The sequence below is a fragment of the Bradyrhizobium sp. dw_78 genome (assembly GCF_018449525.1).
Classification (GTDB): Bacteria; Pseudomonadota; Alphaproteobacteria; order Rhizobiales; family Xanthobacteraceae; genus Bradyrhizobium.
In genome coordinates this window covers 709,576-728,724 of record NZ_JAAVUS010000001.1, presented here as the reverse complement: position 1 = coordinate 728,724, position 19,149 = coordinate 709,576, and the positions used below count along the sequence as shown (strand labels likewise).

Genomic DNA, 19,149 nt, shown 5'->3' with positions numbered 1-19,149 from the left:
GTTCTCTCCGTTGTTGCTCTGACTTCGATTGAACTCAGGCGACGGCGGCCTTCACCATCGGCACTGTGTTGCGTTGCTTCAGGACTTCCATCGCGGCCACGACGCCACCGCCGCGATGCGGCACCTTGGCGAGATCGAGGCCCATCTCGACGCCGGACAACGTTCCCATCAGCATCAGATCGTTGAAATGACCGAGATGGCCGATGCGGAATGCCTTGCCTTTGAGATTACCAAGGCCGGTGCCCAGCGACATGTCGAAATTCTCGAGAACCACCTTGCGGAAGGCATCCGCATCGTGCCCCTCCGGAACCATGACCGCGGTCAGCGCCGGCGAGAAGCAATGCGGATCGAGGCAAACCAGTTCCAGATTCCAGGCCTTGACCGCCGCGCGGGTCGCCGCGCCGTGGCGCTGGTGTCGCGCGAAGACATTGTCCAGCCCCTCTTCCTCGAGCATCGCAATGGCTTCCTTGAGCGCGTATAGGAGGTTCGTCGCCGGCGTGTACGGGAACGTGCCCTGCTTGTTGATCGCGATCATGTCGTGCCAGTCCCAATAGGACCGCAGTGCGGTATTCGCCTTGGACGCCGCCAGCGCCTTCTCCGACACCGCGTTAAAGCTCAAGCCCGGCGGCAGCATCATGCCCTTCTGCGAACCGGCAACGGAGATATCGATGCCCCAGGCGTCATGTTCGTATTCGAGCGACGCGAGGCCGGAGATGGTATCGACCATCAACAGCGCCGGATGATTGGTGCGGTTGAGCGCCTTGCGGACCTCGAGCGGATGGGTGACGCAACTGGTCGAGGTTTCGTTGTGAACCACCAGCACGGCCTTGATCTTGTGCAGGCGATCGGCGGCGAGCTTTGCCTCGATCTGGTCAACCGGAGCCCCGTGTCGCCAATCGGTCGGCAGTATCTCGACGTCGAGCTTGAATTTCTCGGCGATGCCGCGCCACAGCACCGCGAACTGGCCGGTCTCGGCCATCAGCACCTTGTCGCCGGGCGACAGCGTATTGACGATCGCAGCTTCCCAGGCGCCGGTGCCCGACGATGGGTAGATGATGACCGGTTGCTTGGTGCGGAAAATGCGCCGGCAGCCCGCCAGCACGGCATGGCCGAGTTCGGCGAATTCCGGACCGCGGTGGTCCAGGGTCGGCATGTCCATGGCCCGCAATACCCGGTCCGGCACGTTGGTCGGCCCTGGAATCTGAAGGAAATGCCTTCCGGTATGCACGGTCATTGGGGGTCCCTTCCCGGAGAATCTGTTGGTTTCGGGCGCCCGAATATCACTCTTTGGCCGGCTTGTCCCCTCGCCCGGCGCGGGCCTTCCCATCATTTATAACGGCCGGGAGGCCGCTTTTCGGCAGTGCGGGAGGTTAGTTTCCAGGGTTGACGCGGTAGCGCCCCAGGTACCAGAGGGCTTTCAGACCGTCTTTCCAGTTGATCTTTTTTCCCTCTTGATAGGTCCTGCCGTAATAGTGGATCGCCGTCTCATAGACCCTCCATTTGCGGGCCAGGGCGATCTGGCAACTGATCTGCACCTCCATGCCGAAATCGTTCGCGGTGATGTTGAGTGAGTCCAGCACCTCGCGCGTGAACATCTTGTAGCAAGTCTCGATATCGGTGAGCGTCTGATTGCAGAGAACATTAAAAATGACGGAAATCAGCCGGTTCGCCAGGTAGTGGTGGAAGTAAAGCGAGCGGTGCGACTTGCCGTGAAAACGCGAGCCGTACACCACATCCGCCACTTTCTTCCGGGCGATCAGCCGGTACATCTCGTTCCAATCGCCGGGATCGTATTCGAGATCGGCATCCTGAATGATCAGGACCGCGCCGGTCGCGGCGCGCATCGCGGTTCGAATGGCGCCGCCCTTGCCCTTGTTGCCGGAATGGAAAATGACGCGGATCGTGCATTCATCGGAGATCGTGCTGACCGGCGATCCCTGTCCGCCGGCGAGATCTTCCTCGGAGGTCGTCGCGTATTTACCGGAAAGCCAGTCGCGCGTGCCGTCCTTCGACCCGTCATCGACAACGATGATTTCCTTGCGAACACCGGGCAAGGCGGTCCCGATCAGGTCGAGAATTTCCGCGATGGTGCCGATCTCGTTGTAGGCCGGAACTAAGATAGAAATATCTGGCAACAATGAAATATTCACGGAAAGCCTGCGCCGACGGTTCGCCGGGTGTTAGGGTTGGACCCGGCGTGAGTCAAGGCAGGGCGCGACGCTCCGGTTTGAAGGCTTCACCTGCGGCAAACGCGCCTGGAATCAAATCATTTTCCGTTATCCCGCCGTCGCCGGCAGTCCAGCCGATGCAACAGCATCGTCTTCCCTGAACGGCGTCTCCGGATGCATCAGGAAAGCGCAGAACCCTCCGAGCAGCAACAATCCCATCGACATCAGGAACGGCAAATACCAGTTGCCGGTGACATCAATCACGTAGCCCGCCACCAAAGGCGAAACGATCGCCGCCAGCGCCGAACCGGTATTCATCAACCCCGCAGCCGTGCCCGAATATTTCGGCGCGATATCCATCGGCACCGACCAGATCGGGCCGATAACGAGTTCGGAAAAGAAAAATCCTCCGGACAGGCACAAGGCGACGACCGTGATGTCATGGACAAACAGGATCGGAAGCAGCGACAGCAGCGCGCCGGCGAAGCCGGCGCATGTGACGCTCAACCGCGCTAGGCGGACGTTGCCGGTCTTCTTCAGAATCCGATCCGACAGGATTCCGCCCAGGCTGTCGCCGACGACACCGGCAAAGAACACGCCGGAAGCGAACAGCGCCGAATTCTTGATATCTAGGCTGTAGTTGTTCTTGAAGAACAGCGGCAGCCAATTCAGATACAGCCACAGACTCCAACCATAGCAGAAATAGGTCAGCGTGACCGGCCACATCCGGCGCACCAATGGTCCCCATGGCACCTGCGGCCGCGTATTGACAGGGCGCGGTGGAAGCGAGGCCAGTTCGGCCTCGGTAATCGAGGGATGATCCCTGGGCTCGTTGCGGAAGTAGAGAAACCAGATCACGCCCCACACCAGGCTGACCAGTCCAAGCGCGACGAACGAGCCGCGCCAGGTCAGCCAGGCCATCAATGCCGCGATCAAGGGCGGCGTCACTGCATTTCCGAGCCGCGCGAAGGCGTGGGTGAGCCCCTGGGCAAAGCCTCGTTTATTGGCGGGCGTCCAATATTGCATGGCGCGCGTTGCGGTCGGGAATGTCGCGCCCTCGCCGAACCCGAGCGCGACGCGGGCCATGAACAGCGTCAGCAGGCTGTTCACAAAGCCCGTCATGATGGTCGCCGCCGCCCAGATGATGCCGCACCAAAACAATGTCTTGCGCGGCCCGAAGCGGTCGCCGACCCAGCCACCGATGACCTGAAACAAAAGATAGGGATAGGCGAAGGCCGAGAACACCAGGCCAAGCTCGGTGTTGCTCAGGTGGAGTTCTTTCTGGATTTCGCTCGCTGCGGTGGAGATGTTGACCCGATCGACATAGGTGATCAGGTACATGATGCAGAGCATCGCCAGAACGACATGGGTAGCTTTGAAACGAAGTCGCATTCCTTAACCTCCCCAAATTGATTTTTTTGTTTTTTTTACAGCAGCACTTACCCCGCGAGCGCGTAGCGCCCTGACCGTTTCCGATCCGGTCAGGGCTTGACGATCTTCAGATGCGCCGGAGCATTTGCCTGCGTCCGCTCTTCGAACGATTTGATCGCCGCATCCACGCCGCCGGCGCGATGCGGCACGCCCGCGGCGGCCAGCCCCATCTCGACGCCGGACAAGGCGCCCAGCAGGGTCAGTTCATTGCATTCGCCGAGATGACCGATGCGAAACACCTTGCCCGCGACCTTGCTCAAGCCGGAGCCGAGCGACATGTTGTAATTTTCAAGCACGACCTTGCGGAACTGGTCGGCGTCATGTCCCGGCGGCATCAGCACCGCCGTCAACACCGGTGAATATTCCGCCGGATCGAGACACAGCACTTCCAGCCCCCAATGCGTGACAGCGGCGCGGGCCGCGGCGGCAAGTCGCTTGTGCCGGGCGAACACCGCCTCCAGCCCCTCCTCCAGCAGCATCGCAATGGCTTCGCGCAGGCCGTAGAGCAAATTCGTGGCTGGCGTATAGGGAAAGAAACCGCCGGCATTGGGTTTGAGCATTTCTTCCCAATCCCAATACGAGCGCGGCATCTTGTTGGTCTTGGCGGCGGCGCGGGCCTTCTCGGAGATCGCATTGAAGCCGAGCCCCGGCGGCAGCATGAAGCCCTTTTGCGAACAACTGACGGTGACGTCGACCTTCCACTCGTCGTGCCGGTAATCGACCGAACCGAGCGAGGAGATCGTGTCCACCAGTAGCAGCGCGGGATGACCGACCTTGTCCATCGCGGCGCGGATGTCGCCGACCCGGCTGGTAACGCCGGTCGAGGTCTCGTTATGCACCACCATCACGGCCTTGATGGCATGCGCGGAATCCTGCGCCAGTCTGGCCTCGATCGCGGCGGGGTCGGCGCCGTGACGCCAGTCACCCGGAATGAATTCAACCTCGATGCCCCAGCGCGCCGCCATGTTGCGCCACAGCGTGGCGAAATGGCCGGTTTCGACCATCAGGACCTTGTCGCCCGGCGACAGCGTGTTGACGATCGCCGCTTCCCACGCGCCCGTGCCCGACGACGGGAAAATGATGACGGGACCGGCGGTCTGGAAAATCTTCTGACAGCCCTTGAATACGGCATGGCCGAGTTCGGCGAATTGGGCGCTGCGATGGTCGATGACCGGCATGTCCATCGCCCGCAGCACACGGTCCGGTACAGGGCTCGGGCCGGGAATCTGCAAAAAATGGCGTCCCTGATGCTGCATCCTGGCCTCCTTGGCTATGGAACGGCAACTATTGCATTCAATTTATTTTCCATCAACTGATATATTGTTCACAATTTTTCTTGTCCGACCCCCGATGGTCGGGGCATAAATCAGTTTATGAGACCATTGATTCCGAGCGACGCCACCGCGCGGGCGGTTACGGCTAACGCCATTCCCGAGCGGGAAGACCACTCTCTGCATGACGAGATCCTGACGCGGCTGCGGGACCACCTCGTCGAGGGTAATATTCCCGATGGCGGCCGCATTCCCGAGCGGCAGCTTTGCGAGATGCTCGGCATCTCGCGAACGCCGCTGCGCGAGGCGCTGAAAGTGCTGGCCGCGGAAGGATTGATCGAACTGCTGCCGAACCGCGGCGCCCGCGTCCGTCAGTTGAGCGAGCGCGATCTCGGCGAATTGTTCGACGTCATGGGCGGCCTTGAAAGCCTTGCCGGCCGTCTCGCCTGCGAAAACATCACCGACGCCGAAATTGCCGAGATCGAACGGCTGCATTACGAGATGTACGGCTTCTACCTGCACCGCGACATGCATGGCTATTTCCACGTCAACCAGTTGATCCACCAGAAGATTGTCGAAGCCTCGCGCAACGCGACGCTGCGCGCCACCTACGCCAATTTCGCCGGGCGGATCCGCCGCATCCGCTACTCCGCCAATTTCGCGCGCAAACGCGAACGCTGGGGCGAAGCCATGCGCGAGCACGAGGCCATCCTGGAAGCGCTGCGCCGCCGCGCCGGTAGCGAACTCGGCGACATCCTGTTCGCGCATTTGCGCAACAAGCAGACGGCCGCAGTCGAGCACCTGAAGGAGGCCGGACCACCGGCTTCCGAAACGGCTTGAACCCTTCTCAACCTCGATTTTGCATTCAAAATATCAAGACAATCCAAAAGGATTGAATTTCTGGTCCGCCCCGACTACGGACAAACGATGCGCGATAACGGATCCACAACGCTCCAGGCCCGTCTGGCCCGCGAGATCACCGGCGAGGTCTTGTTCGACCGCTTCAGTCGCGGCCGGTATGCGACCGACGCCTCGTTCTACCAGATCATGCCGGCGGGCGTGGTGGTCCCCAGGACCGTCGACGAGGCACTGCGGGCGCTGGCGATCGCCCGAGACGACGGACGGATCGTCACGCCGCGCGGCGGCGGCACCTCGCAATGCGGCCAGACCGTCAATGACGGCATCGTCATCGATCTCTCGAAATATCTGAACCGCATCCTGTCGCTCGACGTCGAGAACCGCACTTGCTTGGTCGAACCGGGCATCGTGCTCGACGATCTCAACCGGCAGCTCAAGCCGCACGGCCTCTGGTTCCCGGTCGACGTCTCCACCGCCTCGCGCGCCACCATCGGCGGCATGGCCGGCAACAATTCCTGCGGCGGCCGTTCGCTGCGCTACGGCACCATGCGCGACAATACGCTGTCGATGGACGCAGCGCTTGCCAACGGCAAGCAACTGCATTTTGGCGAAGTGCCGCGCGACCTAGCGCAGATCAACTCAAATGACGAGGGCCTCGCGCTGTTTCGCGACATGCTGGCGCTCGGCGAGCGCGAGGCGGCCGAGATTGCCACAAGGTTTCCCAAGGTGCAGCGCCGCGTCGGCGGCTACAATCTCGACGCGCTGGTGCCGCGCAACGCCGCCAACAACATGGCGCACCTTTTGGTGGGCTCGGAAGGCACCCTCGCCTTCACCACCAAGGTCGAACTGAAGCTGTGGCCCATCATCCGCAACAAGGTGCTGGGCGTCTGCCATTTCGGCAGTTTTTACCAAGCGATGGATGCGGCCCAGCATCTGGTCAAGCTACGCCCGATCGCGGTCGAACTGGTCGACCGCACCATGCTTTCGCTCGGCCGCGAGATCGTGATGTTCCAGCCGATCATTGGCGCCGCGATCCGCGACGATCCGGATGCGGTGCTGATCGTCGAATTCGCCGAAGAGGGCCAGGCGGAAAACCTGCAACGGCTGAAGCAGCTCGGCGAGTTGATGGCCGATCTCGGTTTCGGCTGGGATCGCGAGAAGCGCAGATGGGGCGGCGTGGTCGAGATCACCGATCCCGGCTTGCAGACCGGCATCGCCGAGTTCCGCGCCGCCGGACTCAACGTCATGATGTCGATGAAGCAGGAGGGCAAGCCGGTCTCCTTTGTCGAGGATTGCGCGGTGCCGTTGCCGCACCTCGCCGACTACACCGAGCGGCTCAACGCCATCTTCGCCAGGCACGGCACCCGCGGCACCATGTATGCGCATGCCTCCGAAGGCTGCCTGCATGTGCGCCCGGTGCTGAACCTCAAGCTCGAAAAGGACGTCAAGGCGATGCGCGCCATCGCCGAGGAAACCTTCGAGATGGTGCGCGAATACAAAGGCTCGCATTCCGGCGAGCATGGCGACGGGCTGGTGCGATCGGAATTTCACGAAACGATGTTCGGCGAGCGCATCATCGCCGACTTCCGCGAGGTCAAGCACCGCTTCGACCCCGGCAATTTGCTCAATCCCGGCAAGATCGTCGATGCGCCCAAGATGGACGATCGCTCGCTGTTTCGCTATCCGCCGGATTATCGCATCGCTGAGCTGAAGACCGTACTGGACTGGTCGGCCTATCCCGGCGCCGGCGGCGGCTTCCAGGGCGCGATCGAGATGTGCAACAACAACGGCGCCTGCCGCAAGCTCGAGGGCGGCGTGATGTGCCCGTCCTATCGCGCCACCCGCAACGAGAAGGATGTCACGCGGGGCCGTGCGAATACCTTGCGGCTTGCGATCTCCGGCCAGTTGGGACCGGATGCGCTGTCGTCCGACCAGATGATGGACACGTTGAAACTCTGCGTGTCCTGCAAGGCCTGCCGCCACGAATGCCCGACCGGCGTCGACATGGCCAAGATGAAGATCGAGGTATTGGCGGCACGGGTCGCGAAGCATGGGCTTACACTGCGCGACCGGCTGGTCGGCTATCTGCCGCATTATGTCGCGCTGGCGTCGCGCTTCGCGCCGCTTGCCAATTGGCGCAACAACAGCCCGACGCTGCGGAAACTGTTTGAAAGAGTTGCCGGCATCAGCGCACAACGGGCCCTGCCCGCATTCCGGCGGGATGTTTTCACATCAGAGGTCGAGACAGTGGGCCCGGCCGGTGGCCGCGAGGTCGTGCTGTTTGCCGATACGTTCAACCGCGCCTATGAGCGCGAAAACCTCGACGCCGCGCTGCGCGTGCTGGCCGAAGGCGGATACCGCGTCCATATTCCAAAGCCTGCGGACCACGGCAGGCCGCTGTGCTGCGGCCGCACCTTCCTGTCGGCTGGCCTGGTCGACAAGGCCCGCGCTGAACTCGACCGGGTGGTTACGACCTATGCGCCGTTCGCCGCGCGCGGCGTGCCGATCATCGGCCTTGAGCCAAGCTGCCTTTTGACGCTTCGCGACGAATTGCTCTCGTTGCGCCCGGACGACACCGCCAAAAACATCGGCGCGCATGCGCTGTTGTTCGAGGAATTCCTGGTTCGCGAGGCCGAGGCCGGCCGGCTGAAGCTGCCGCTTGGCCCGATCGCCGGACAAGCCCTGGTGCATGGCCACTGCCACCAGAAGTCCTTTGGCGCGCTCAAGCCGGTGGAGCAGATACTTCGCCTCATTCCGGATTTGAAGGTCGAGACCATCCAGTCCAGTTGCTGCGGCATGGCAGGTGCATTTGGTTACGGCGCCGACACCTATCAGGCATCGATCGAGATGGCCGAGCTATCGCTACTGCCGGCGGTGCGGCGGGCCGATGCCGCGGCGCTGATCGTCGCCGACGGCACGTCCTGCCGGCATCAGATCAAGGATGGCACCGAGCGTCATGCCCTTCATGTCGCCCGGGTGCTGGCGATGAGCCTCGACAGCGTGCGATCCGTCCCCTATCCCTCATCTTCTATCACAAAGGAGCCCGCTCATGGCTGAACTGACCCTCGACGTCGCTCGCAAGATCCTCGATGCCGCGCTCGCCAAGGCGGTCGAGAAGAAACTGAAACCGCTCGTTATCACCGTTCTCGATGTCCGCGGCTGCGTCAAGGTCACCGCGGCACAGGACGGCACCAGCCTGATGCGCGCCGAGATCGCGCACGGCAAGGCCTATGGCGCGCTCGCGATGGGCATGGGCTCACGGGCGCTGTTTCAGCGCGCGCAGGAACAGGCTTACTTCGTCGACGCGGCGAACACGCTGGCGCAGGGCCGGCTGGTGCCGGTCCCCGGCGGCGTGCTGATCCAGGACGGCGCGACGCTGCTCGGCGCGGTCGGCGTCAGCGGCGACACCTCGGACAATGACGAGATTTGCGCGATCGCCGGCATCGATGCGGCCGGACTGAAGGCGAATCCGGGATAGTCAATACGTCGTCGCCCCCGCGAAAGCGGGGCCCATAGACTGTGCCCTCTCTCATTTTCAAGGCTGGGAGAGGCCACTTCATAACCAAGGTTTGTGGTTATGGGTCCCCTGCTTTCGCAGGGACGACAGGTGGGGCTCACTTCCCCGGCCATGACGGCTCGCGCTTTTCGGCGAACGCCTTGAGACCTTCCTTGGCGTCTTCGGTCATCGCCAGAAGCGCGATCTGGCTTTCGGTATAGGCGATGCTTTCATCGAACGACATCGAGGCGATCGCGCGCATGGCGTATTTGCCGCGCCGGATCGCGGTCGGCGATTTGTCGGCGATGCGGCCGATCAGCCAGTCGATTTTGGCATCGAGCTCGGCTGCCGGCACCACGTAGTTCAGAAGCCCCGCGGCCTGCGCGGCATGTGCATCAAAGGGCTCGCCGGTCAGCGCCCATTCGTTGATGAGGCGTCGCGGCGCCATCGATTGCAGCAAGGCCATCACCTGCATCGGGAATACGCCGACCTTCACCTCGGGCAGGCCGAAGATCACGTTGTCGGCCGCGACCGCCAGGTCGGTCATGCACAACAGCCCCATGCCTCCGGCCATGCAGACGCCGCCGACCCGCGCGATCGCGGGCTTGGTAGCGTTCTGCGACAGCCGCAACAGGTCGGCATAATCGACATTCGGCTTGGAGAAGTCCGCAGCGAACGCGCCACCGGTGTTCTGCAGATCGGCGCCGGCGCAGAACGCCTTGTCGCCCGCGCCGGTCAAGACGATGACCCGGACATCCTTGTCGTCATGGGCGTCGCGATAGCCTTTGCCGATCCCCGCGATGACCTCGCCATTGAGCGCGTTGCGCTTCTCCGGCCGGTTGATGGTGATCCAGAACGCCTGCCCCCGCTTTTCGAGGTGTACGCTGGTATTGTCGGTCATGGCCCTGCTCGCTCGCCTGATGATCTGCGGGCGAACATTAGGTCATGATTCCGAAAAGTGAACCGGAAGATTTAAGGCGCCGGGAATGCGCCGGCAGCCGCCCGCTTTGCCCATACCTTGTTGTCGTGGAACGCGGCGCCCCCGACCGGAGCGACGGCCTCGGCGCCCGTGAGCATGTTGATGCCGCAGCCGCCGATATGAGCCTTGTTCGGATGCACCGATTCCGCGATCAGCACGCCGCGGCGCACGCCATCGAACAGTTTTGCCGTCAACGTCGTCTCGCCCCGCATGTTGCCGAGCGTGACCGCGTCGCCGTCCCCGATCCCGAGCGGAGCCGCGTCTTCGGGATGCATCATCACGGTCGGCGCGCCCTCGCGCGCCTGAGATGACGGCGTTTCGTTGAAACTGGAGTTGAGGAAGCTGCGCGAGGGGCTGGTGGCGAGGCGGAACGGGTGCGCCTCATCCGCCTCCTCGATCGACGCCCAGTGATCGGGCAGCGTCGGCATCTGGTCCCACGCGCCCATCATGCCGGCATTGCCGAGCGGCACATGGGCCCAGTCGGCCTTGAAATGAAACTTCTTGTCGGCATGCGCGAAGCCGTCGAGATAATGCGAGGTGCGGAAATCCGGCTGGATATCGCGCCAGATATCGGCCTGGAGCGCCTCGATGTCGCCGTGGCCACTCTTCTTCAGCGTGGCGTCGATCAACTCGCGCGCCGACATTTCGAAGCCGGGATGCACGGCATTCAAGCGGCGGGCGAGACCTTGCAGCACCTGGTGGTTGGAGCGGCATTCGCCGGGCGGTTCGATCAGCTTCGCGCCGACCGAAATATGCTGATGGCCGCCGCCGTAATAAAGATCGTCATGCTCCATGAACATGGTCGCGGGCAAAACGAGATCCGCCATCCTGGCGGTCTCGGTCATGAACTGCTCATGCACGACGGTGAAAAGATCGTCGCGGGCAAATCCCTGCCGCACCAGCGCCTGCTCCGGCGCCACCGTCATCGGATTGGTGTTCTGGATCAGCATCGCCTTGACCGGCGGACCGTCCTTGAGCGCCACCGGATCGCCGGTCAGGATGCGGCCGATTTTCGACTGGTCGAGGATCCGCGTGGAGTGATCGATCGCATCATGGCCTTCGATGATGGATTCGTTGAACTTCCAGATCGCGAGATTGTTGAAGAAGGCGCCGCCGCCTTCATATTGCCAGGCGCCGGTGACAGCCGGAATGCACAGCGCCGCATGCATCTGCGCCGCGCCGTTGCGGCTACGGGTGAAGCCATAGCCGAGACGGAAGAACGAACGCTTGGTCTGCCCGACGGTGCGGGCGAACGCCTCGATCTCCGCAACCGGCACGCCGCAAATCGACGACGCCCATTCCGGCGTGCGGGTCGCAAGGTGCGCCTCGAGCTCGCCGGGGCAATCGGTATAGCGCGCCAGGTAGTCGCGATCGGCATAGCCCTCGCGGAACAGCACGTGCATGACGCCGCAGGCGAACGCGCCGTCGGTGCCCGGCCGGAGCAGAATCTTGATATCGGCCTGCTTCATGGTGTCGTTGTTGTAGACGTCGATCGCCGCGATCTTCGCGCCGCGCTCCTTGCGGGCGCGCGAGGCGTGCGTCATCACATTGACCTGGGTGTTGACTGGATTGGTGCCCCAGATCACGATCAGGTCGGAAACACCCATTTCACGCGGATCGACGCCGGCGACGCGGCCGGTACCGGCGGCAAAGCCGACGCGCGCGATGCTCGAGCAGATTGTCGAGTAGAAGCGCGAATATTTCTTGACATGGGTCAGCCGGTTGATGCCGTCGCGCATCACGAGGCCCATGGTGCCGGCGTAATAATAGGGCCACACCGATTCCGAACCGAATTCGCGTTCGGCCTGATTGAAACGCGCCGCGATCTCGTCCAGCGCATCGTCCCACGAAATCCGCGCGAACTTGCCCGCCCCCTTCGGGCCGACCCGGAATTGCGGATAGGTCAACCGTTCCGGATGATGAATGCGTTCGGCATAACGAGCGACCTTGGCGCAGACGACACCGGCCGTATAGGTCTGCCGCTTGGAACCGCGCACCCGGCCGATCGCGGAATTGTCGATCACCTCGATATCAAGCGCACAGGCCGACGGGCAATCGTGCGGACAGGTGGAATGCCGGATCTCGATCTTGGCGTGCTGGTTCATGCCGGAATTGTTAACATCAAACCTCGCAGCCGCTAAGCGCATTTATCCAGCAATCCCTGCGTAAAACCGCTTACAGGTGATGCAGCGGAGGCCCGAAATGCCGCCGTTCGCAGCGCTGTTTTACCTCCGTCCGACGCGAGCAGACAACGGCCCCGTACACCGGCACGCTCCCTTATTTCCGATGCGGCGCCTCAGTCCGTCGTCGACAGCCCAATCCCGACAAAGCTAGATTGAGCGGAACTTGTCCGGCACAGGGCAAGGCAAATAGGGAGGGTGGAATGACGGGCCCAAGGTCTGCGCCTATGTTGGCGGCCGTATTGCTGGCAATGACGATCCCAGGCTCGCGGGCGCTGGCCGGAGATTATCCGGCGCATCCGGTCCGGATCATCGTCCCCTTCGGGGCCGGCGGCCCCGCCGATGTCACCGCCCGCCTGATCGGCAACCATTTACAGGCGAGCCTGGGCCAGCCTTTCATCGTCGAAAATCATGCCGGCGCGGGCGGCGTCATCGGCACCCAGGAAGCGGTCAAATCGCCGCCCGATGGTTACACGCTATTGATGATATCGAACACCCAGACCACGAACGAATCGTTTGCACCGCAACGCAAATATATCCTGATGCGGGATCTCGCCCCGATCGCCCCGATCAATCATGCCGACCTCGTCATCGCGGTGAGCCCGCAAGTCCCGGCCAAGACGCTGACCGAGTTGATCGCGCTCGCCAAGGCGAAGCCGGGAACGTTGAACTACGCCTCGGCCGGTCAGGGCACGCCCTATCACATGGCCGGCGAACTGCTCAGAAGCATGGCCGGCATCGACATCGTGCATGTTCCCTACCGCAACAGCGGCGAGGCACGCAGCGGCGTCATCGGCGGTCAAACCCAGATGATGATCGATGCCGTGACCACGATGGCGCCCAATGTCGCCGCCGGCCAGGTGCGTGCGCTCGCCACCACCGGCAAGACGCGTTCAACCGTGCTGCCTGACGTACCGACAGTCGACGAGGCCGGGGTATCCGGATATGAGGCAACCATCTGGCTTGGCCTGATGGCGCCCGCCGGTACGCCGAAGCCGGTCATCGACAAGCTCAATGCCGCGGTGAACGACGTGCTCAAGCGGCCCGACGTCGTCAGGCTCTGGGCCGAACAGGGCGCCGTTCCAATGTCCATGACGCCGGAACAATTCGACCAATATCTGCGCAGCGACGTTGAAAAATGGGCCAATGTCGTCAACCGCTTTGGCGATAAACCGTAAGTAAAAGAGACCTCATCGATGTCAGAAGCGCTCAACATTCTAAGCGGCGGCGCCGCGCAGGGCCTGGTCCGAAGCCTCAAGGCAACATTCCAGGCACGGACCGGCCTCGATATTATAGGCGAGTTCGGCGCGGTCGGCGCCATGGCCGACAAATTGCGCAAGGGCATGCCGACCGACATCGTCATTCTGACCGCGGCGCTTGTTGCAGGGCTTGCCGATGAAAAACTCGTCGTCCCCTCCTCGATAGCCGATATCGGCCTGGTGGAGACGGCGCTGGCGGTCCGCAGCAACGACCCGAAGGTCGGCGTCACCGATGCCGCGACGTTGCGCGCAGCCTTGCTCGCTTCCGACGCGATCTTCGTGCCGGACACCAAGGCGTCGACCGCCGGAATTCATGTTGCAAAGGTGCTGGACCGATTGGGGATTGCCGGCGACGTCGCTGGCCGGCTCAAGATCTTTGCCAATGGCGCGACCGCAATGCGCCATCTGGCGGCGTCCGATGCCAGAAGGCCGATCGGCTGTACCCAATCGACCGAGATCATCAGCACGGAAGGCGTGACACTTTCAGGATCGCTGCCACACGGCTTCGACCTCGCGACGATGTACACGGCTGCCGTGACCGAGCGCGCGGCGCACGCTCAACAGGCACAGGCGCTGATCGATTTATTGACCAGCGCTGGACAGCAGGAATTGCGTATCCGCGCGGGCTTTCTCAGCCGCGCAATCTAGCTATTGCCACGGCTAGAGCCTTATCGGTCCTGATTGAATCAGAACCGGGCGCTTATATTTTGTTTGACGCCTTCTCTTCACGCGAACCGGAATCCACTTCGCCCGAAAACGCTATAGTCGCCGCGCTCAACTCTCATCGGGCGCTTTTGCGTCGTCGGGGGGTTTGGTGCCGGGCGTCGCGAGACGGGCCAGCATGGCCTGCTGGCGCATCCATTGCTTTCGCGGCCTCGCCGGATAGCCGCCCCAGACCTGTCCCGCCGGAACGTCGCTCATCACGCCCGAACGCGCCGCGACCTGCGCGCCTCGGCCGATCCTGACATGCGGCGCAAGACCTACCGAGCCGCCGAGCGCGGCATAGTCCTCAAGCGTCACGCTGCCGCTCAACCCGCACTGCGCGACAACAATGCAATGTCGGCCGAGGATAACGTTATGTCCGATCTGACATTGATTATCGATCTTCGAGGCCTCTCCGATCACGGTGTCCCGGATACCGCCGCGATCGATCGTTGTGCCGGCGCCGATCTCGACGTCGTGCTGAATGATGACGCGCCCGGTTTGCGGAACCTTCACCGTCTTGGCGCCCGGGATGAAACCAAAACCGTCCTGCCCGATGTGGCAGCCCGGATGGATCGCCACGCGATCGCCGATCAACGCATACATGATGGAGACCCCGGCGCCGATCACGCAATCGCGGCCGATCGAGACATCCGGCCCGATCACGGCATTCGAGGCAATGATGGTGCCCGATCCAATCTCGGCGCGGGGCCCGATTACCACGCCCGGATCGATGATGACGTCGCTCTCTAGCCGCGCGGTCGGATGAATGGTTGCGCCCGGTGCAATATCATTGCCCTCGAACAAGGAGACCGGCCGCAGGGATTGAGGATAGAGCGCGCTATGCACAGCGACGAAGGCCCGGTAAGGCTCGGATGTGCGCAAGACGATGAGATGTTCCGGTACGCAGCCTTCAAAACGCTCCGGCATCAGGCAGGCGCCGGCATGCGTCTTCGCCAGACTGTCGGCGTATTTGCTGCTTTCGATGAAGCTGAGATCGGCAGGTCCCGCCAGTTCGAGGGGGGCGACATCCTTGATCAGGTGTTCGAGCCGCTCCGCGTCGCGGGCTTCGACCCCCGTAAGCGACACGATTTGGGCCACGGTCAAACCCGCAGGGCGCTCAAAAAAACCTCGTCTGCCCATATCTCAATCCCTAACCCAGAAACTGGCCTGCAAATCCGGCCGTCGGACCCAGCGGGTACGAAGCCCCTCTAAACTGCATTTATGCACGTACGGCAATACCGGCGCATCCGATTATGGCCATGCGGGAACAGGCTGTAATTTGCCTGTCTTGCAGCGCGACCGGAAAAAAGCCAGCATGGAGCCTTGGCGTATCGCCGGACCGTCCCCCGCTCCCGCCAACAAGGGTATCAATCGTGAAGATTGTCGACCTTACCCGAGAGCTCTATTTGCGCACCCCCAGCTATCCCGGACACCCTCCCACCGTCCACGTCATGTGGAAGACCCACGAGGAGTCGTTCGCCGAATCCGGCAATGTGCATGGGCTTGCCTCGATGTTCATCTCGATGTCCGACCATGCGGGCACCCATATCGACGCGCCGCTTCATTTCGGCAACAGCGGTATCCCGATCGACCAGTACCCGCTGGAGAAGTGCATTGTGCCGGGCATCTGCCTTGACCTGCGCCACATCGCGCCACGCGCCGAGATCACGCCTTCGGACCTTGAAAGAGCGGTGAAGGAAGCGGGCGTGCCGGTGCCGAAAGGCGGGACCGTCCTGCTCTGCACCGGTCATCACGAACGGACCTTTCCGCGCAAGGAATATTCGACCGACAATTCCGGCGTGAACGTCGAGGCCACCGAATGGCTGGCGAAACAGGGCATCGTTCATTTCGGCATCGACTCGATGCGGCCGGGCCCCGACGGCAAGATCAATTCCCTGGTTCACAAGGCCTGTCTCGACCTCGACATCACCCACATCGAAAGCCTGTGCAATCTGGAAGCGTTGCTCGGCCAGGGCCAATTCACCTTCATCGGCCTGCCGATGAAATGGCGCGGCGGCACCGCGTCGCCGATCCGCGCCGTGGCCGTGTTCGGCATGTAGATATTTCACGGCATCGACCCGCGTAAGACGGGCGCCGCAAACGGAGGAAACCATGACGCGAAAACTGATCGATATTTCCGTCCCCTTGCAAAACGACGTGCCAGCCGATCCGCCCGGCCTCAACCCGTTCATCCGGTACAGCGATCACCAGCAGAGCCTGCCGCGGATGCTGGGCTTCTTTCCAGGCCTGAAGGCTGAAGATCTGCCGGATGGCCAGGGCTGGGCGATGGAGACGGTCGAGCTATCGACACATAACGGCACCCATCTCGACGCGCCCTATCACTATCACCCGACGATGAACCGCGGCGAGCGGGCATGGACCATCGAGGAAGTGCCGCTGGAGTGGTGCCTGCAGCCTGCCATCAAGCTCGACTTCCGTCATTTTCCCGATGGCTATGTCGCGACGGCCAAGGATGTCGAAGACGAACTCAAGCGCATCGGCCATACGCTATCGCCGCTCGAGATCGTGGTGGTCAACACCAGCGCCGGCGTCAAATACGGCCAGCGGGATTACGTCAGTTCCGGCTGCGGCATGGGCTATGAAGCCACGATGTATCTGCTGGAGCGCGGCGTGCATCTCACCGGCATCGATGGCTGGAGCTGGGACGCGCCGTTCGTCTACACCGCCAAGAAGTTCGCCGAGACCAAAGACGCCGGCCTGATCTGGGAAGGCCACAAGGCCGGACGCCATATCGGCTACTGCCACATCGAGAAGCTGCACAATCTCGAACTTCTGCCTTCGACCGGTTTCATGGTGTCGTGCTTTCCGGTCAAGATCGAGCGCGCCTCGGCGGGCTGGACCCGGGCAGTCGCGATCATCGAAGAATAAACTCCGCACGGTAAGCTGGCGGTTGAGACAATAAAGCTTGTGTGGGGCATGACCGGTTCTGATTGAATCAGAACCGAATCTCCAGATTCTTATTTTGACGCGTTTTCTTCACGCGAACCGGTATCCACTTCGCCCGAGAACGCTCTAATCGCTTTCGCTTACCGACCCGGCTTCGGCCAGGGCCTGAAGCGGTGCGGTATCGAGCACGACGATGGCCCCGTGTTCGAGCCGAACCCAGTTTCGCGCCGCCCAAACCCGCAACTGCTTGTTGATGCTTTCGCGGGTCATGCCGACCATTTCGCTGATTTCCTGCTGCGTGATGGTGATCGTTCGGCAGGCCGGCGCGAGCTTGTATTTCTCGGTCAGACGAATGAGCGCACCGGCAAGCCGGCCCGGAAGATTCTGAAGGATGACCTGCTCGACCTGATCGCTGGTCCAGCGCAACCGCGTGCAAAGCAGCTCGATGAATTTCATGGCGAGCGCCGGCTGCCCCGCGACGAAGGGAAGAAAATCGCGGCGGTCGATGGCAAAGATCTCGCAATTGGTATTCGCGGTGGCATCGGCGGTTCGAGCCTGGCCATCCAGCACCGCGATTTCGCCGAAAATCTCGCCGGCGCCGATCAGATTCAAGATCGCGCTGCGGCCATCGGCGGAAGAGATGCTGATCTTTACCGTACCGCTGATCACCGCAAACAGGCTGTTGCCGGGATCGCCCTTGGAAAAAATCGAGGCGCCGCGTTTCAGCCTGGAATGCTTCGCGTAGCGGCAGAGCTGCTCAAGGGCGTCAGGCCCGAGGTCGCAAAAAATCGGATGTCGCCGGAGAACGGACAGCGTGCTGCGCGTCGCCGCCTGGGGCGCAACCTTGTTCTCAACGGCACTGGTCACGACCGTCTCACGATCTGAGCGGTTCATCATCAAGGGATCACACTGGAGGGCGGATGAGGGTTCTCAATCGGCGAAAGAGATATACGCCGGGAGGCTCGGCGCGGCAACAAAAGGAAGAGGATTTCGCCAAAAGTTTCAACGAGTTGCCGGTATAATCTTCGCCTCCCGGTTGACGTCTGATCGGTTCGCCACCCGAAGCGGCTCCCGGAGCCGGCGCGATGGCAGCCGGAAACGCAAACGATACGAAGCAGATGCTATTGAATGGAGCGATGCTTCGTTTCATTCGCTGGCGATACCCGTCGTCCTTAAAGACCCGCATGGATCTTGTGAGTTAGTCGCACATCGTGCCGCCTGGGTTCTGGGGCGAACTGCCGCAGGCCAGGACCCCTCCTCAAGCACGCGGCGAGGCGCGAGATCCGCAAAGGCCCAGGGATATCCGCAAAATTAGGCGGCAAGATCCCCTGGCAGGGCCAGTGTCAGGACCGCGACAGACCGGCCGGTTCGCTCAAATTGCACCGGTTTGTAAAGATCACCTTTACCACACAAATTTGTACACCATTCCGACTCACCTAACATTCACATACGGCCATCATCCTCACGCCCAGCAGGGGACGTTGACATGTTGTGGATATTAGCTCGCTGTCTGGCGGGGCTTATGCTTTCGCTGGCGTTGAATGCTTCGGCCAGCGCGTCGCCGAGCTGTCTATCCGACAAACAGCCCTTTGAACTGGCTGGCGACACCATCCACTGGACGATGACCATCGCGCCGGGCGCCGATTGCATCCAGGGCGTGCGCTGGTCCTACATGCAGATCTACGACGTTTCAGTGGTCAGTGCTCCGAAACACGGCAAGATCGTCATGGTGGGGATTGGCTTCCGGTATTATGCCGATCCGGGCTTCAAGGAAGCGGACTCTTTCACGCTCGCCGTGACCGGGATGAACAAGAAAGATCCGGGCAGATCGTACGTCCAGATCGAAGTCAAGCCGCGGCCATCCCTGCAACTGTCGTCCGCGAGATAGGCTGCAG

The 19,149-nt window shown here is 62.0% G+C and carries 16 protein-coding genes; 8 read left to right on the top strand and 8 right to left on the bottom strand.

Annotated features, from left to right (window positions below):
• Window positions 1–34: 34 nt before the first annotated feature.
• The 4 genes from HB630_RS03300 to HB630_RS03285 form a co-directional block, all read right to left on the bottom strand.
• The gene (locus tag HB630_RS03300) at window positions 35–1,234 is read right to left on the bottom strand and encodes an aminotransferase class V-fold PLP-dependent enzyme (RefSeq protein ID WP_213770020.1); all 1,200 of its coding nucleotides are present in this window, start codon (window positions 1,232–1,234) and stop codon (window positions 35–37) included.
• Between the two features lie 136 nt (window positions 1,235–1,370).
• On the bottom strand, window positions 1,371–2,135 hold the full coding sequence (locus tag HB630_RS03295) for a glycosyltransferase family 2 protein (protein ID WP_213770019.1): 765 nt from the start codon (window positions 2,133–2,135) through the stop codon (window positions 1,371–1,373).
• A 141-nt stretch (window positions 2,136–2,276) separates the two neighbouring features.
• Window positions 2,277–3,560 (bottom strand): MFS transporter, encoded by a 1,284-nt coding sequence (locus tag HB630_RS03290; protein ID WP_213770018.1) that lies wholly within the window; start codon window positions 3,558–3,560, stop codon window positions 2,277–2,279.
• Between the two features lie 89 nt (window positions 3,561–3,649).
• A complete protein-coding gene (locus HB630_RS03285) occupies window positions 3,650–4,855 on the bottom strand; it encodes an alanine--glyoxylate aminotransferase family protein (protein ID WP_213770017.1) in 1,206 nt (401 codons plus the stop codon).
• A gap of 117 nt (window positions 4,856–4,972) precedes the next feature.
• Between HB630_RS03285 and HB630_RS03280 the strand changes: the two genes are divergently transcribed.
• The 3 genes from HB630_RS03280 (at window position 4,973) to HB630_RS03270 (ending at window position 9,206) form a co-directional block, all read left to right on the top strand.
• Window positions 4,973–5,710, top strand: a complete 738-nt coding sequence (locus tag HB630_RS03280) for a GntR family transcriptional regulator (RefSeq protein ID WP_213770016.1) — start codon at window positions 4,973–4,975, stop codon at window positions 5,708–5,710.
• Between the two features lie 87 nt (window positions 5,711–5,797).
• Window positions 5,798–8,785 carry an FAD-binding and (Fe-S)-binding domain-containing protein gene (locus tag HB630_RS03275; protein WP_213770014.1) on the top strand — a complete coding sequence of 996 codons (2,988 nt, stop codon included), beginning with the start codon at window positions 5,798–5,800 and terminating at the stop codon, window positions 8,783–8,785.
• Window positions 8,778–9,206, top strand: a complete 429-nt coding sequence (locus HB630_RS03270; protein ID WP_213770013.1) for a heme-binding protein — start codon at window positions 8,778–8,780, stop codon at window positions 9,204–9,206. Before HB630_RS03275 ends, HB630_RS03270 begins: the two co-directional genes overlap by 8 nt.
• A gap of 136 nt (window positions 9,207–9,342) precedes the next feature.
• On the opposite strand, the gene HB630_RS03265 is transcribed toward HB630_RS03270, so the two are convergent.
• Together HB630_RS03265 and HB630_RS03260 are read right to left on the bottom strand one after the other, a co-directional pair.
• Window positions 9,343–10,125: an enoyl-CoA hydratase/isomerase family protein gene (locus tag HB630_RS03265; protein ID WP_213770011.1), complete on the bottom strand. Its 783-nt coding sequence runs from the start codon at window positions 10,123–10,125 to the stop codon at window positions 9,343–9,345.
• A gap of 71 nt (window positions 10,126–10,196) precedes the next feature.
• Window positions 10,197–12,308: a molybdopterin oxidoreductase family protein gene (locus tag HB630_RS03260; RefSeq protein ID WP_213770010.1), complete on the bottom strand. Its 2,112-nt coding sequence runs from the start codon at window positions 12,306–12,308 to the stop codon at window positions 10,197–10,199.
• Between the two features lie 302 nt (window positions 12,309–12,610).
• Between HB630_RS03260 and HB630_RS03255 the strand changes: the two genes are divergently transcribed.
• A complete protein-coding gene (locus HB630_RS03255; RefSeq protein ID WP_213770008.1) occupies window positions 12,611–13,561 on the top strand; it encodes a tripartite tricarboxylate transporter substrate binding protein in 951 nt (316 codons plus the stop codon).
• Between the two features lie 18 nt (window positions 13,562–13,579).
• Window positions 13,580–14,290, top strand: a complete 711-nt coding sequence (locus HB630_RS03250) for a substrate-binding domain-containing protein (protein ID WP_213770007.1) — start codon at window positions 13,580–13,582, stop codon at window positions 14,288–14,290.
• Between the two features lie 126 nt (window positions 14,291–14,416).
• Here the strand turns inward: HB630_RS03250 and lpxD are convergent, their stop codons facing one another.
• Entirely contained in the window at window positions 14,417–15,445 is a 1,029-nt protein-coding gene (gene lpxD, locus HB630_RS03245; protein WP_346656024.1) for a UDP-3-O-(3-hydroxymyristoyl)glucosamine N-acyltransferase, read from the bottom strand.
• Between the two features lie 275 nt (window positions 15,446–15,720).
• Between lpxD and HB630_RS03240 the strand changes: the two genes are divergently transcribed.
• Together HB630_RS03240 and HB630_RS03235 are read left to right on the top strand one after the other, a co-directional pair.
• Window positions 15,721–16,407, top strand: a complete 687-nt coding sequence (locus HB630_RS03240; RefSeq protein ID WP_213770005.1) for a cyclase family protein — start codon at window positions 15,721–15,723, stop codon at window positions 16,405–16,407.
• Window positions 16,408–16,459: 52 nt separating this feature from the next.
• Window positions 16,460–17,236, top strand: a complete 777-nt coding sequence (locus HB630_RS03235) for a cyclase family protein (protein WP_213770004.1) — start codon at window positions 16,460–16,462, stop codon at window positions 17,234–17,236.
• 144 nt (window positions 17,237–17,380) lie between these two features.
• Here the strand turns inward: HB630_RS03235 and HB630_RS03230 are convergent, their stop codons facing one another.
• Window positions 17,381–18,121, bottom strand: a complete 741-nt coding sequence (locus HB630_RS03230) for a Crp/Fnr family transcriptional regulator (RefSeq protein ID WP_346656023.1) — start codon at window positions 18,119–18,121, stop codon at window positions 17,381–17,383.
• A 655-nt stretch (window positions 18,122–18,776) separates the two neighbouring features.
• On the opposite strand from HB630_RS03230, the gene HB630_RS03225 reads away from it, so the two are divergent.
• Window positions 18,777–19,142, top strand: a complete 366-nt coding sequence (locus HB630_RS03225) for an Ig-like domain-containing protein (protein WP_249780616.1) — start codon at window positions 18,777–18,779, stop codon at window positions 19,140–19,142.
• Window positions 19,143–19,149 lie beyond the last annotated feature (7 nt).

Excerpts from the sequence above, each read along its gene's own strand:
- HB630_RS03300 (WP_213770020.1), bottom strand. The coding sequence starts at position 1,234 with ATGACCGTGCATACCGGAAGGCATTTCCTTCAGATTCCAGGGCCGACC.
- HB630_RS03290 (WP_213770018.1), bottom strand. The coding sequence starts at position 3,560 with ATGCGACTTCGTTTCAAAGCTACCCATGTCGTTCTGGCGATGCTCTGC.
- HB630_RS03285 (WP_213770017.1), bottom strand. The coding sequence starts at position 4,855 with ATGCAGCATCAGGGACGCCATTTTTTGCAGATTCCCGGCCCGAGCCCT.
- HB630_RS03280 (WP_213770016.1), top strand. The coding sequence starts at position 4,973 with ATGAGACCATTGATTCCGAGCGACGCCACCGCGCGGGCGGTTACGGCT.
- HB630_RS03275 (WP_213770014.1), top strand. The coding sequence starts at position 5,798 with ATGCGCGATAACGGATCCACAACGCTCCAGGCCCGTCTGGCCCGCGAG.
- HB630_RS03270 (WP_213770013.1), top strand. The coding sequence starts at position 8,778 with ATGGCTGAACTGACCCTCGACGTCGCTCGCAAGATCCTCGATGCCGCG.
- HB630_RS03265 (WP_213770011.1), bottom strand. The coding sequence starts at position 10,125 with ATGACCGACAATACCAGCGTACACCTCGAAAAGCGGGGGCAGGCGTTC.
- HB630_RS03260 (WP_213770010.1), bottom strand. The coding sequence starts at position 12,308 with ATGAACCAGCACGCCAAGATCGAGATCCGGCATTCCACCTGTCCGCAC.
- HB630_RS03255 (WP_213770008.1), top strand. The coding sequence starts at position 12,611 with ATGTTGGCGGCCGTATTGCTGGCAATGACGATCCCAGGCTCGCGGGCG.
- HB630_RS03250 (WP_213770007.1), top strand. The coding sequence starts at position 13,580 with ATGTCAGAAGCGCTCAACATTCTAAGCGGCGGCGCCGCGCAGGGCCTG.
- HB630_RS03235 (WP_213770004.1), top strand. The coding sequence starts at position 16,460 with ATGACGCGAAAACTGATCGATATTTCCGTCCCCTTGCAAAACGACGTG.
- HB630_RS03225 (WP_249780616.1), top strand. The coding sequence starts at position 18,777 with ATGCTTTCGCTGGCGTTGAATGCTTCGGCCAGCGCGTCGCCGAGCTGT.